Source organism: Microvirga terrae, assembly GCF_013307435.2.
Lineage (GTDB): Bacteria > Pseudomonadota > Alphaproteobacteria > Rhizobiales > Beijerinckiaceae > Microvirga > Microvirga terrae.
This window is the reverse complement of the sequence record NZ_CP102845.1, coordinates 4,671,048-4,683,726: the sequence shown is the minus strand read 5'-3', so window position 1 is coordinate 4,683,726 and position 12,679 is coordinate 4,671,048. Positions and strand designations below refer to the sequence as shown.

Below are 12,679 nucleotides of genomic sequence, written 5' to 3'. Positions count from 1 at the left end.
ATGTCCCTGCTTCTCGTTCCTCTGGTCCCGCTCGCGCTCGTCGTCCTGGGAGCCGCCTTCACCTACGCCTATGCCTGGGCCATCGAACGGCGGTATCCGCCAACCGGCCGGTTCATCGCGGTCGACGGCCGCCGGCTCCATTACCGGGAGGAGGGGCCGAAGGGCGAGCCGCTCGGGACCGTCGTCCTGTTGCACGGCGCCTCGTCCAATCTCGTCGAATCCATGCTGGGGATCGGTGGGTCCCTCTCGGATCGCTATCGCGTCCTCGCCTTCGACCGTCCCGGCCATGGCTGGAGCGAACGCGGACAGGGCCTGAGCGAAGCGGAGCCTGCCCGGCAGGCGGCGCTCATCGCCGGAGCCTTGAGGCAGCTCGCTGTGCGCGACGCCGTCATCGTCGGGCATTCCTGGTCGGGCACGATCGCGCCGCATTTCGCCCTCGACCATGCCGACGTGACCGGAGCGATCTTGGTCCTGTCCGGCATCACGTCGCCCTGGCCCGGCGGCTATATCGGCTGGTACCGGCGCCTGATCGATTCCCGGGCGGGCTGGCTTCTGCTGCGCACCCTGGCCGTGCCGGTACTCCTCGTGCTCCGGCCCTCGATGAAGAGAAAGACGTTCTGGCCCCAATCAGCCCCGAAAGGCATCGTGAGGAAAGGCTTCATTCCGCTTGCCTTCCGGCCTCGCGCCTACGAGGCCAACATGCAGGACTTCGCCGTCATGTACCATGCGGTCCTGCGGCAGAGCGCGCGCTACCGAGACATCCGCGTGCCCGTGACCGTGGTGGCGGGCGACCGGGACGAGATCGTGTGGACGGACCTTCACAGCCTGTCCTTTGCCCGGGAGGTGCCGGGCGCGCAGCTGATCGTGATGCCGGGGATCGGCCATATGCCGCAATACGCCGATCAGAGAACGGTCCTGGAAGCCATCGAGGCCCTGGCCGACCGCGTCGCGCCGGCCAGGGTCGGGGCAGATCAGGCCTGAGCGGCGTGTTCCTGGTTGACGAAGGCGATGCGCACCATGTTGGTGGCGCCGGGTGTCCCGAAGGGCATGCCGGCCACGACGATGATGCGATCGCCAACGGTCGAATAGCCCTCGCGCAGGGCGAACTTGCAGGCGCGGAACGCCATGTCGTCGATGTCGCTGGCATCCTTCGTGCGGATCGAGTGAACGCCCCAGACCAGCGCCAGGCGCCGTGCCGTGTTCACGCTGGGTGTGAGCGCGACGACCGTGGAGTTCGGCCGCTCGCGGGCGATGCGGAAGGCGGTCGAGCCGGAGAAGGTCCAAGCGGCCACCGTCTTGATGTTGAGGGTGTCGGCGATCTGGTGCGAGGCTGCCGCGATGGCGTCCGATCCGGTGGCCTCCGGTTCCGCGTTGAGGGTGCGCATGATCGACCAGTAGTTCTGGTCCTGCTCAACCTCCTCGGCGATCCGGCTCATGGTGGCGACCGCGTCGATCGGGTACTGGCCCGAGGCGCTTTCCGCCGAGAGCATCACGGCATCGGCGCCGTCGTAGACGGCGGTGGCCACGTCGGAGACCTCGGCCCGGGTCGGCACCGGCGAGGTGATCATCGATTCCAGCATCTGGGTCGCCACCACCACGGGCTTGCCGAGGCGGCGGGCCGTGCGGACGATGCGCTTCTGGATGCCGGGCACCTTTTCCAGCGGCATCTCGACGCCGAGATCGCCGCGGGCGACCATGACCGCATCAGAGATCTCCATGATCTCGTCGAGGCGCGCGATGGCCTGCGGCTTCTCGAGCTTGGACATCACGAGGGCGCGCCCGCGCGCGACCTTCTTCACCTCGGCGACGTCCTCGGGGCGCTGCACGAAGGAGAGCGCGATCCAGTCGACGCCGGCATCGAGCGCCGCTTCGAGATCAGAGCGGTCCTTGTCGGTCATGGCCGCGACCGGGATCGTGGTGTCGGGCAGGCTCACGCCCTTGCGGTTCGAGATCTTGCCCGCGACCTCGACCGAGGTGGTGGCCGATCCCTTCTTCACGCTTTTCACCCGCAGCCGCAGCTTACCGTCGTCGATCAGCACCGTGTGGCCGGGCTCGAGGGAGGACAGGATCTCGGGATGGGGCAGGTGCACGCGGTCCTTGGTGCCCGGCGTCTTGTCGGCGTCGAGAATGAAGGTCTGGCCCGGCACCAGCATGGCGCTGTCACCCTCGAAGGCTCCCACGCGCAGCTTCGGACCCTGCAGGTCGGCGAGGATCGCGATGGGACGCTTGAACTTGGCCTCGATGGAACGGATCATCTCGACCCGCTCCTTCAGCTTCTCGCGGGGCAGATGGCTCATGTTCAAACGGAAGACGTCGGCGCCGGCCTGGAACAGCTTGGCGATCATCTCCGGGTTCTCGGACGCCGGTCCCAGGGTTGCAAGGATCTTGGTGCGCCTCTCGCGTCTCATCGTCATGGCCCCCCTGGCCGGTTCGTTTCGGTGAGCTGGATCGTCCAGCTCTTCTGTTCACCTGTATCGACTTCGAAAAAGCCGCTGCGGTCAAAGCCTCGGGCGAGGCAGTCCTCCGTGCCACGGATCGTGAACTCACGCTCCCTGGTGCACATGAAGGAGCGTCCGCTCCACTCGCCGCCCCGGTCGTAATCGATGGCATAGATATAGTAAAAGCGTCCGCCGAGCTGGCCCTTGAGCAGGGTCTCGCAGCCGCGGGCGTTGAGATTCCACCAGCCCTCCGTCACCCATCCCTGCGCATCCCGGTAACCGAGCGCGATGCCGATTCGGCTCGGCGTCATGTTGCACAGACGCAGGTCCGCTTTGGCGGGCGCTGCCGCGAGAAGGCAGCCGCCGACGAGAAATGTTGCGAGCGCAAGGCTTCGCCGCCAGCGGGGAGACGATGTGAGAGAAGCGGCCTTCATGGGTGCGGTATGGTCGAATCGAAAGGAATGAAATCGCACAATGCGGTGAGAACTATGTCGAATCGTTGTCGGCCAGAAGATCAGCGGGAGCAAGAGTTTACAGCAGGGCTGCTGCAGATTTTGCAGGCTTCATGGCCTTTACGACACGACCAGGCGGCTTGGAGAGGGCCTTTGCCCTCCATTCGAAGGGGGCTCGGGATCTCATCCACCGGGTGTATCGGCCTTGGGTCTGGCAATCCAGATCCCAAACAGGATCAGAGCGCCGCCCAAGCTCTGGACCGGGGTCAGCGCCTCGCCGAGAATCGCCCAGCCGAACACGGCTGCGGCGATCGCCTCCAGGAAGATCACCAGCGACGAGAAGACGGCCGGTAGCCGCCCGAGCGCAATGGCGAGCAGTCCCTGGCCGCCTGCATGGCTGACATAGGACATGGCGAGAAGGGCCGCGATGCCCTGCGCGGTCCGCGGCACCACCCGCGTGTCGAAGAGAAGCGCGACGACGAGAAGGATCGCCGAGGTGATCAGCCCGGCTTCGAAGGTCACCTGCGCGGCGCCCGCCGTCTTGCGCGCCCGGCTCGCGGCCAGGAAATAGAGGCCGAAGAAGAAGGCCGTGGCGAGCCCGTAGAGATCGCCTTCGATCCGCGCGGGATCCGCCTGGAGGCTCTGGCCGATCAGGGCAGCACCGCCCAGAAGGCACAGGGCGAGACCCATGAAGGTTCCCCGCGACACCTGCTGCCGGAGCACGAGCCAGACGATCAGCACGACGAAGAGCGGGGCCATGGTGGCGAAGAAGGTCGCGTTCGCCACCGTGGTCTTGAGAATCGCTAGGTGCCAGAAGAGCAGGTCCCCGGCGAATACGATGCCGCCGAAGACGCTCGCCTTCGAAAATCGGACCTTCGGGGCGCCGGCGGGCGCGCGCCTTTCCTCGATTCGCATCCAGGCATAGAGCAGGGGCAGGCAGAGCGAGACGCGCCAGAACGCGCTGGCGAACGGCCCCACATCGGCCGGCACCCCGTCCATGCCGGCGGAGGCGAACCGCACGAAAATCGGGGAAATCCCCATGGCGACGGCGCCGAGACACAGAGCGGCAAAAGCGCGGGCGACGCCCGGCTCGAGCCTGGCCGTTGTGGATGGGACAGCCATGAAGGTCGTGAAAGTGTGTTGCGCGGAAGGTCGCGTTGTCAGGGTTGGAGGGGCAGGGTAAGGCTTTTCCTCCGCCGTTCAATCCACCTTGTCTGAAATCCGTTCCTCGCTATGTCCGCCTCCGCCGCGCTCAAGCTCGACGATCCCCGTCTGGAGCCCTGTCCCGTCGAGACCATCCCAGGCTCCATCGAGACCGGAATCCTGATCCTGTGCGACCACGCGTCCAACGCGGTACCGCCGGATCTCGGCGATCTCGGCCTCCCAGCCTCCGAGTTCGAGCGCCACATTGCCTATGATATCGGGGCCGCGGCCGTCACCCGGTCGCTCGCCCGCCGCCTGGGCGCACCGGCCATCCTGACCCGGTTCTCGCGCCTCGTCATCGATCCCAACCGGGGCCGGGACGATCCGACCCTTGTCATGCGCCTGTCCGACGGCGCGGTGGTGCCGGGCAACGCCCGGGTGGACGAGGCGGAGGTGCAAAGGCGCATCGCCCGGTTCTACGATCCTTACGACGATGCCATCGCGGATGCGATCCACAAGGCCATGGCCGCGGGCCACCCGCCTGTCGTCGTGACGGTCCACAGCTTCACGCCCGTCTGGCGCGGCTGGCCGCGGCCCTGGCATGTGGGGATCCTGTGGGACGCGGACGACCGTTTCGCCAGGCCGCTGCTGGAAGGCCTTGCGGCCGAGGACGGACTCGTCGTCGGCGACAACGAGCCTTATGATGGGGCGCTCGCGGGCGATACGATCGACCGGCATGCCACCATCCGGGGGCTGGCCAACGCGCTGATCGAGATCCGTCAGGATCTGATCGCCCCGGAGGCAGGGGCCGGGGAATGGGCCGAGCGCTTCGCCCGGCTCCTCAAGCCTCTCGCCGCCCGGCCAGAGCTTCGGGAACCCAGGATCTTCGGGACACGCACCCGGGATCGCCTACGCCAGCATGGAGGATAGGCCGATGAAGGATATCGACGGGAAGACGCAGGTCGAGCTGGAGGCCGCCGCCTTCCGCAGGCTCGTCGAGCACTTGCGGGAGCGAACCGACGTTCAGAACATCGACCTCATGAACCTGGCGGGCTTCTGCCGGAATTGCCTGTCCAACTGGCTGAAGGAGGCGGCGGACGAGCGCGGCATCGCGCTCTCCAAGGAAGAATGCCGCACCCATGTCTACGGCATGCCCTACGAGGAATGGAAGGATCGCCACCAGGGCGAGGCCTCGGCCTCCCAGCGGGCTGATTTCGAGAAGTCGAAGTCCGGGCATTAAAACGGCTTCAACCAAATGACCATAACACTGGCGCCAATGCCATCAATCAGGGGCTTCATTCATGGATGACGCAGCTTTCAACACCGAATCCGTCGCGGCCGACCAGCTAAAGGCCTTCATCGAGCGCATCGAGCGCCTCGAGGAGGAAAAGGCCGGCATCGCGGGCGACATCAAGGACGTCTACGCCGAGGCAAAGGGCAACGGCTTCGACACCAAGGTCCTGCGCAAGATCGTCTCCCTGCGCAAGCGCGATTACGCCGAGCGCCAGGAGGAGGACGCGATCCTCGAACTCTACATGCAGGCGCTCGGGATGCAGTAAGAGGCTGGAGCCGTTGTGCAGGATCGCGTATCGCGCACGACACCGCTCCATTTAACGTTCAATATCGGTCGCCGCGACCCGAAGCCGGAGCCTGGTCTCCGGCTTTCGACGTTCATGGGTGAGGAACCTGGGAGCTGATCTCTCCCCCGCCACGCCGGGGAGCAAGCGCGGAAGAATGACCCCGCTGGCAACTTCATCATGCCGGTCGGCAGATCGCAGGTCCGCTCCGCAGGCATAGGAACGCATCGCTCAAGATCCGCAATTCTGAATCGATGCTGGATCCGCATGCGATTCGAGGGTGAATCCTTCGAGGCGGATTATGTCTTGCTGCGCCAGTCCGGTTTGAATCTGCAATAGACGGTGTGCTCTCGCCAGTATTACTCGACAAATGCTGGTTTCGCTGCAGTAGAGGCGGCATCTCACATGAATCGAGCCGATATGACTTCGTCAATGTCAGCTTTGTCTTGACTCGCCGGTTCTCCCCTGACGAATCGCACAACTGCCGTTTCTTCAACAATTGTGTGGTCAGCCTTAACCAATTCTTACGGATCGACTCCACCCGCACGGCCGAATCGGACATCTCTGACGGCGTTACGAGACATTGGAGTTTGCACCGACGGCGCCCTGAGCGCCGCGGTCGTCAGCGCTTCCGAGAAGCCCCTCACGCGGTGGCCTCCGGGAGGCTGATGTGCTTGGCATCCGGACTTCTCCGCGTGGGTTCGACATCCACGCGAGAGGGCATCAGATCAGCCGGCGCGCATGCCTCCCTGGTCCCGCAACGCTCTTCGAGCAGGAGACGACAGACGTGAACTGAGGCTAGGCAAAGCAAAAGGCCCACGAAGCGGGAACTTCGAGGGCCTTTGGAGTCACCGAGGGACGGCGACGGATTCGTTTGGCGACAATCCTTATGCCTCCCGACAAGCTGAGTGTCAACGACATCGGTTCCGGTGAACGCTCCCGCTTTGCCCTCACATGGGAGGGATACGATGCAGCTTGCATCGTCTGGAGGCCGGCGGCTGAGACATGCTGCTTTGGCCGCGAGGAAGTTCGCGCTCGAAACCGGGCGCACGGTCACACGTAAAGAACTCTCGGCGTCCGCTCGCGAAGCCGAGAAGGCGCTCGGCCTCAGCGCGCCGCAGCGTCTGGTGTTGAGCCAGCTGGTGGCGTGCTGGGGCGAGCTTGCGATGGATCGGCTGCTTGTTTGGCCGTCCAATCAGCGCCTGATCTCGACGACGGGCCTGTCGGAGCGCGCCGTGCGCAATGCCGTTCGGGCCCTCATCGAATGCCAGCTCGTCATTCCGAAGGATTCGCCTAACGGCAAGCGCTACGCCGTGCGCGATGCCGCCGGCACCGTTGTGGACGCCTTCGGGTTCGACCTCACGCCGCTCTATGCCCGCCGCGGCGAATGGACGGCGGTCCTGGCCGAGCAGAAGCGCCAGACGGAGAGCTTGAAGCGCTCCTTCGACGAGATCACCATCTGCCGCCGCGCTGCCGAGGAGGCCTTGAGCGCGCTGGCCCAGTACCATCCGGCGGTCGATCGCGGGCCCATCGAGAGCCGCCTGTCCACGCTCAGAGCCCGGACCCCGAAGCGCTCCGGAACAGCCCTTCCGGAGGGCCTGCTCGATGCGTGGAAAGAGATCCGGCAACGCGCCGAAGATGCCTTCTACCAGGCGGGCTGTGGCGGCACGCAATGCCGACAAATAGAACCAGAGAAAGGATCTCCGAGTGAGACTTGTGACAAGGGCATTCGGGTTGAAGCGCCGTCCGAGGACCCGGCTCCGTCCCGGCTGCCGCCGCTGCTGCCCGCCCTGGTCGCCGAAGCATGTCCGGTGGTGTCCGCCTGCGCTCATCCGATCAGCGATGCGGTCGATGTGGTCGCGGCAGGCCGCTTCCTGCGCGCATCCCTCGGAGCCCATCCGAGCGCCTGGAACGAGGCCGTCGCGGCGATCGGCGCCCTCCGGGCGGCGACAGCCGTGATCTATGTCCTGCAGCTCTACGACGACGACGTGTCGAGCGGCCGAAACCGGATCCGGAATCCGGGCGGCTATTTCCGATCCGTCGTGCGCATGATCGAGGCTGGTCGAATTGATATGGAACAGGAGTTGCTGAGTTTGAGGCGCCGCAGGATGGTCTGAGGATTGGGGAGGTGGGCTTTGCCAACGCCGGCGCTTCGCGCTCGCCTGTGCCGATCCGGTTCCCTATAAGGAAGCGACCACAACAAGCTGGAGACAACCATGAAGCTCGCCCGGGACCAAGTGTCCGATCCTGCCGACGCGGAGGCGCGCCGGAGCGTTGCTCCCGTCATCTGCTATCCGGTCGAAACCCTGCCGCGGCCCGATCTCGCAGCTTACCGGGCGGCGCGTGAGGGCTGGGAGAAAGTGGACGAGGTTGTCGTCCCGGCTAGGGACGCGCGCTGCTTCAGCGTGCCCGCCGGCTGCTTCTTCCGGATCGTCAGCATCGAGGGCCCGCAGGTGGGCGACCTCAATCTCTGGGCGGCGGACGATCTCGACGAGCGCTTCTTCTCCGGCAAGACGCGGGCGCTCAACGGCACGCATGTGTCCACCGGAGACCAGCTCTGGTCGTCCCTGCCGTACTTAAGGCCGATGGCGACGATCACGCACGACACTCTCGACTGGTACGGCTTCGACCAGTTCGGCGGCTCCGTGCACGACGTGATCGGCACGCGGTGCGATCCCTACACGCATCGTCTGCTCTCGGGCCAGGACTACCATTACTGCTGCCACTCGAACCTGACCCGTGCGCTCGCCCATCGGCTGGGTCGTCCCAAGGCTGAGGTCGAGCCGGCGGTGCACGACGTGCTCAACGTGTTCATGTGCACCGGCTTCACCCGCGATACGGGGCAGTACTTCATGAAGGCGAGCCCCGTCAGGCCGGGCGACTACCTGGAGTTCTTCGCCGAGATCAATCTGCTCGGCGCGCTTTCCGCCTGCCCGGGCGGCGATTGCAGCGCGGAGCATTCGAGCGATGCGGCGGTCTGCCATCCGCTCCTGGTGGAGGTGTACCGGCCCAAGGCGCCGCCGCGGGACTGGACCCCGCCGGCGCGCAATGCCTATGGCCGGCAGCACGGCGAATGAAGAGGCCCTCATCGGCGTGCCGATCCGGTGAAACGAAAAGGGGCTCCGCAGGGAGCCCCTCTCTTATCGCACCGCGTTCAGCGGTTTGACCGCCGGTCCGGTGAAGCGGTTCGTCGCCAGATCGCCCGCGGGCTTGCTCGAGAAGCCCATGTGCAGGCTGGGCTCCGCCGACATGAGGGCGCTCAGCGCCGTCGGCGGCTTCTTCGGAGCCGGGGGAGACTTCGCCTCAGGTGCGGCGGCGGTCTTCGCCTTCGTGACCTCTTTCGGGGTCGACCCCGTGACCGGAATATCGACAGGGCCCGCGGCGGCGACCACGATGGGGCGCAGGTCGGGCCGCGGCGGCGGGAGCGGAACAACCGCCATCTCCACGGGGCCGCGCAGCTCCGGGACGCCGGGAATCGGGTTCGTGGCGGCGAGAGAGCCCGGACGGGCCGGCGGGAGCGGGGCATAGGCTATGGCGAGGGTTCCGGCGACGGGCTCGACGTCCGTGTCCTCCGCATCCGGCCGCCGCGGCGGCATCGGCGCGAAGGCCATGCCCTTGGCGATGGACATCTCGGATTGCGCGTCCGGTCCCTGCTGCCAGGCCAGGGCCGGACCGGACGCCGTCTGGACGGTGCTGGGCGCACCGTTGATCCGGGTCGGCGGCAGAGGCGCGGAGGCCGGCGGGGTCAGATCCTCACGCAGGGCCGGTGCGATGGCGGCCATGACGGCTGGAGCGGGCGGTTCGGGACGCGGCTGGATCGCCACCGGAGCGCGGCGGGCCGGCTCAGGTGCCGGAGCCGGCTGCAGCGCCGCATAGACCGACGCGTTGGAATCGCTGGCATAATAGTTCTGCGCCGGCTGGGACTGTGGTTGCGGCTGACGGGACGCCATGATGGTCCGGCTGGGCCGCGAGGCGACACGGATCTCCTCCGCGTCCTCGTTCTCGTCGTCGTCGAGGCCGAACAGGGTGGCCCAGAAGCTCTTGCGGCGCGGCTGGGTGGCGACGGCCTCCTCGGCATCTGCATAGGCCGTGTAGCCGGCCACCGAGCCGCCCTTGGCGAGCACCTCGGCGCGGGCCTCGTCGTAGCCGGGCAGGGGGCGGCCGTCCGACGGGATGTGAACGGTCTTCCCGTCCGGGAAGATGCTCGCGAGCTGGGAGCGGGTCATGCGCGGCCAGGCGCGCACGCTGCCCACGTCGAGATGGACGAACGGCGTGTAGGCATTGGGATAGTAGCCGACGCCGCCGTTCTGCAGCCGCATGCCGATGGCGCGCAGGCGCGCGGTCGACACGTCCGGCAGGTAGAAGTCCATGGCCTTGCCCTGCATGTGCTGGCTGTTCTTGGCCACCACGCTCGATCGCCGGCGGAGCATGGAATTGGTCTGCGGCGAGCGATAGCCCGAGTTCACATGCACCGGCTCGTTCGAGCCGGACTCGCGGTAGACCTCCCACACCGTATCGAACAGGCGCGGGTCCATGCGGGTCGGCTCGTCGCGCCGCCAGTCGCGCAGGAACCAGTTGAGCTGCTGCAGGGCGCCGGAATCGTATTGGCCGTTGCGCCGGAAGGTGACGGTGAGGCTTTCCTTGGTGTTGTTGTTGTAGAGGCTCAGGGTCCGGGTATCGCCGTTGGCGACGGCATCCTGCGTGCCGCGCACCCCGCCCACCATGACGGCCAGAATGGCCGCAAGACCAATGCCGGCGCGATGCGCCAGGCGGTCCGTACGCAATACTCTCACTGTGATACTCGTCTTTACCGGGCCGCATCCGGGGATGCGGCAATCCTTATAGTGAAAGGATCTTTGCCGAAGACGGTTACCTTCGCGTTAAGTCAGGGTGAGAATTTCGTTGAAAACGGAACGGGATTTGGGAGCTATTCGGACAGGTTGAGGGCGGCCCGGACCTTGCGGTCGAGACCGTAGATGTCGTCGAACCGCTTCACCTCGCCCTTCTCGTCGATCGCGAGCGTGAAGTAGGTCAGGTGCACGGGCAGGGGATTGCTCAGCTGCACGGTGCGCTCGCCCTTGCCGATGAGCCCCCGCAACCGCTCCTCGGTCCATTTGCCGTCCCGGCCCATGATCTCCTCGGCGAGTTCGAAGGGCTTCTCGACGCGCACGCAGCCATGGCTGAAGGCGCGCTTGCTGGCCGAGAACAGGTTGCGGTTGGGCGTATCGTGCAGATAGACCGCGTGCTGGTTGGGGAACATGAACTTCACGAAGCCCAGTGCGTTGCGCTCGCCGGGCGGCTGCTGCACGACGATCCGGTCGCCCCGGCGGATGACCTTGTAGCCCTTGCGCGCCGCGTAATAGGGATCGTTGGCAAGCGCCGGCAGGATCTCCTTCTTCATGATCGACGGCGGGATCGTCCAGGATGGATTGACCACGAGATACTTCATGGTCTCGGAGAAGATCGGCGTCTGCGACTGCTCCTTGCCGACGATCACGCGGGTCTGGTGGACGACGGTGCGGCCATCGACCACCTGCAGGCGGTATTCGGGCACGTTCACCATGATGTGCCGCTGCCCCAAATCCGCAGGCAGCCACCGCCAGCGCTCCATGTTGGCGATCAGGTCCGACTGCCGTTGTGCCACCGATGGGCCGGACAGAGCGGCGATCGTCTGAGAATTGAGAACGCCCGTATCCGGCAGGCCCTTTTCCTTCTGGAAGGCAGCCACGGCGGAGGCCACGCGCTCGTCATAGACCGTCTGATTGTCCGGATCCTTCGTGAGATTGAACCGGGCGCGGATCAGAGGCACACGCGGATCCTTCATGCCCACGCGCAGGATCGGCCCTCGTGGAAGCCGGACGCTCGGCTGCGACGGGTGACTTTCGCGCAGCTTCGCCAGCCGCTCCTTCAGGGCCTTGTAGCCGGGATGCGGCGGGTTGTAGGCCTCGAGCGCTCCGCCCGCGTCTCCCGCGGAGGAGACGCGGCTCAGCACGTCACCGGGGGACGGGAGATCGAGCTTCGGGGTCACGAGCGGCGACAGCCGGGCGAGATCGATGCGCCCCCCGCGGGCGTCCCGGGCATAACGGATCACGGACAGGGAGAGCTTCACGTCGGCCCGAGCCCATTGCGCCGGCGGCGCATCCTTGCGCAGGCCCCGGTCGGGCAGAGCGTAATCGGCTGGATCGAGACCGTCCTCGTCGGCGGCTTTCAGGCGTTCCATCACGCCGCGGGCGGCAGGCGACCAGACCCCGTCCCGGGCCCAGACGAGGGGACGCTCGGCCTGAGCGTAATAGGCCGACAGGGCGTCCCGGTCCTTGCCGCTCACCCGCAGGTCGCGCATGGCGGCCTCGTCGGCGAGCAGGCCTTCCACGGCCATGCGGAAGAGATCCGTCTGCATCAGGGCGGTGACGGGCGCCGCATCGGGCAACGGGATGTCGATGACCGGGGAAGCCCTCAGATCGGCTGCCTCGACGGTGACGGGCGCAGGCTCGAGGAGCGGAATGGCTTGGGAAGCCGTGTCCGGCCTTGGCGGGGTGTCCGGAACGGCGGCATCGTGGAAGGAGGGTTCCGCGGGAGCGGTCTGGACGAGATCCGGCTGGATGCCGGCGTCTTCTGCAAGAGCGGCAAGGGGGAGGAGTGAAACAGACCCAATGAGGCCGAGCCAAAGTGCCGTCTTGCGCAAGCCACGCATGATCCTGCTCCTCGTCGCAATGAAGGTGGAGGCTCGAAAGTCCCCCATCGAAAGGATTTCGTCAGTGTTCCCGCACACGTTCTGTTACGCTTAACGCACAAAACGCCATGCGGCTTCACCCTCTAGGTCAAGTTCCTTCAATTTTCTGTAAAAAAGCCCGAGCACGGCGGGCCTCCCGCCTCCATACGAACGATGCGACCATCGCCTGCGAGTAGGCCGGACGAGGTATGAAGGGTCGAACCCGCGAGTGGGAATCGCCGAGGCGATGCCAGGAGAAGGGTAAACCGGCCGTTGACAGGAGGCAGGCGGCGCGCCCGGGCCGAGACGGGTTGATCCGCAGAGCGCGGCGGCCAATATGTGTGCAGGACCATTCCGTTA

Annotated in this window: 11 protein-coding genes; 6 read left to right on the top strand and 5 right to left on the bottom strand. The window is 66.1% G+C overall.

Annotation, left to right across the window (positions count from 1 at the left end):
• Positions 1-981 carry an alpha/beta fold hydrolase gene (locus tag HPT29_RS22015; RefSeq protein WP_173948069.1) on the top strand — a complete coding sequence of 327 codons (981 nt, stop codon included), beginning with the start codon at positions 1-3 and terminating at the stop codon, positions 979-981.
• On the opposite strand, the gene pyk is transcribed toward HPT29_RS22015, so the two are convergent.
• The 3 genes from pyk to HPT29_RS22000 all read right to left on the bottom strand — a co-directional run bounded on the left by pyk (position 972) and on the right by HPT29_RS22000 (position 4,012).
• Entirely contained in the window at positions 972-2,408 is a 1,437-nt protein-coding gene (gene pyk, locus HPT29_RS22010; RefSeq protein ID WP_173948084.1) for a pyruvate kinase, read from the bottom strand. The genes HPT29_RS22015 and pyk overlap by 10 nt on opposite strands.
• Before the next feature lie 2 nt (positions 2,409-2,410).
• Positions 2,411-2,872 carry a DUF1036 domain-containing protein gene (locus tag HPT29_RS22005; RefSeq protein ID WP_173948068.1) on the bottom strand — a complete coding sequence of 154 codons (462 nt, stop codon included), beginning with the start codon at positions 2,870-2,872 and terminating at the stop codon, positions 2,411-2,413.
• A gap of 201 nt (positions 2,873-3,073) precedes the next feature.
• Positions 3,074-4,012, bottom strand: a complete 939-nt coding sequence (locus tag HPT29_RS22000) for a DMT family transporter (protein ID WP_173948067.1) — start codon at positions 4,010-4,012, stop codon at positions 3,074-3,076.
• Between the two features lie 111 nt (positions 4,013-4,123).
• Here HPT29_RS22000 and HPT29_RS21995 point away from each other — a divergent pair, with 111 nt between their 5' ends.
• The 5 genes from HPT29_RS21995 (at position 4,124) to HPT29_RS21975 (ending at position 8,687) form a co-directional block, all read left to right on the top strand.
• On the top strand, positions 4,124-4,963 hold the full coding sequence (locus tag HPT29_RS21995; RefSeq protein WP_173948066.1) for an N-formylglutamate amidohydrolase: 840 nt from the start codon (positions 4,124-4,126) through the stop codon (positions 4,961-4,963).
• 4 nt (positions 4,964-4,967) lie between these two features.
• Positions 4,968-5,273 carry a DUF1244 domain-containing protein gene (locus HPT29_RS21990; protein ID WP_173948065.1) on the top strand — a complete coding sequence of 102 codons (306 nt, stop codon included), beginning with the start codon at positions 4,968-4,970 and terminating at the stop codon, positions 5,271-5,273.
• A 61-nt stretch (positions 5,274-5,334) separates the two neighbouring features.
• The gene (locus HPT29_RS21985) at positions 5,335-5,592 is read left to right on the top strand and encodes a DUF2312 domain-containing protein (RefSeq protein ID WP_173948064.1); all 258 of its coding nucleotides are present in this window, start codon (positions 5,335-5,337) and stop codon (positions 5,590-5,592) included.
• 986 nt (positions 5,593-6,578) lie between these two features.
• The gene (repC, locus tag HPT29_RS21980) at positions 6,579-7,727 is read left to right on the top strand and encodes a plasmid replication protein RepC (protein ID WP_173948063.1); all 1,149 of its coding nucleotides are present in this window, start codon (positions 6,579-6,581) and stop codon (positions 7,725-7,727) included.
• Positions 7,728-7,826: 99 nt separating this feature from the next.
• Positions 7,827-8,687 (top strand): urea carboxylase-associated family protein, encoded by an 861-nt coding sequence (locus HPT29_RS21975; RefSeq protein WP_173948062.1) that lies wholly within the window; start codon positions 7,827-7,829, stop codon positions 8,685-8,687.
• A gap of 63 nt (positions 8,688-8,750) precedes the next feature.
• Here HPT29_RS21975 and HPT29_RS21970 read toward each other — a convergent pair whose 3' ends face one another.
• Complete coding sequence (locus HPT29_RS21970) at positions 8,751-10,394, bottom strand: peptidoglycan L,D-endopeptidase MepK (protein ID WP_259060261.1); 1,644 nt, start codon at positions 10,392-10,394, stop codon at positions 8,751-8,753.
• 143 nt (positions 10,395-10,537) lie between these two features.
• Positions 10,538-12,301, bottom strand: coding sequence for a L,D-transpeptidase family protein (locus tag HPT29_RS21965; protein WP_173948061.1), 1,764 nt, complete (start codon positions 12,299-12,301; stop codon positions 10,538-10,540).
• Positions 12,302-12,679 lie beyond the last annotated feature (378 nt).

Excerpts from the sequence above, each read along its gene's own strand:
- HPT29_RS22000 (WP_173948067.1), bottom strand. The coding sequence starts at position 4,012 with ATGGCTGTCCCATCCACAACGGCCAGGCTCGAGCCGGGCGTCGCCCGC.
- repC (WP_173948063.1), top strand. The coding sequence starts at position 6,579 with ATGCAGCTTGCATCGTCTGGAGGCCGGCGGCTGAGACATGCTGCTTTG.
- HPT29_RS21995 (WP_173948066.1), top strand. The coding sequence starts at position 4,124 with ATGTCCGCCTCCGCCGCGCTCAAGCTCGACGATCCCCGTCTGGAGCCC.
- HPT29_RS21985 (WP_173948064.1), top strand. The coding sequence starts at position 5,335 with ATGGATGACGCAGCTTTCAACACCGAATCCGTCGCGGCCGACCAGCTA.
- pyk (WP_173948084.1), bottom strand. The coding sequence starts at position 2,408 with ATGAGACGCGAGAGGCGCACCAAGATCCTTGCAACCCTGGGACCGGCG.
- HPT29_RS22005 (WP_173948068.1), bottom strand. The coding sequence starts at position 2,872 with ATGAAGGCCGCTTCTCTCACATCGTCTCCCCGCTGGCGGCGAAGCCTT.
- HPT29_RS21990 (WP_173948065.1), top strand. The coding sequence starts at position 4,968 with ATGAAGGATATCGACGGGAAGACGCAGGTCGAGCTGGAGGCCGCCGCC.
- HPT29_RS21965 (WP_173948061.1), bottom strand. The coding sequence starts at position 12,301 with ATGCGTGGCTTGCGCAAGACGGCACTTTGGCTCGGCCTCATTGGGTCT.
- HPT29_RS21975 (WP_173948062.1), top strand. The coding sequence starts at position 7,827 with ATGAAGCTCGCCCGGGACCAAGTGTCCGATCCTGCCGACGCGGAGGCG.
- HPT29_RS22015 (WP_173948069.1), top strand. The coding sequence starts at position 1 with ATGTCCCTGCTTCTCGTTCCTCTGGTCCCGCTCGCGCTCGTCGTCCTG.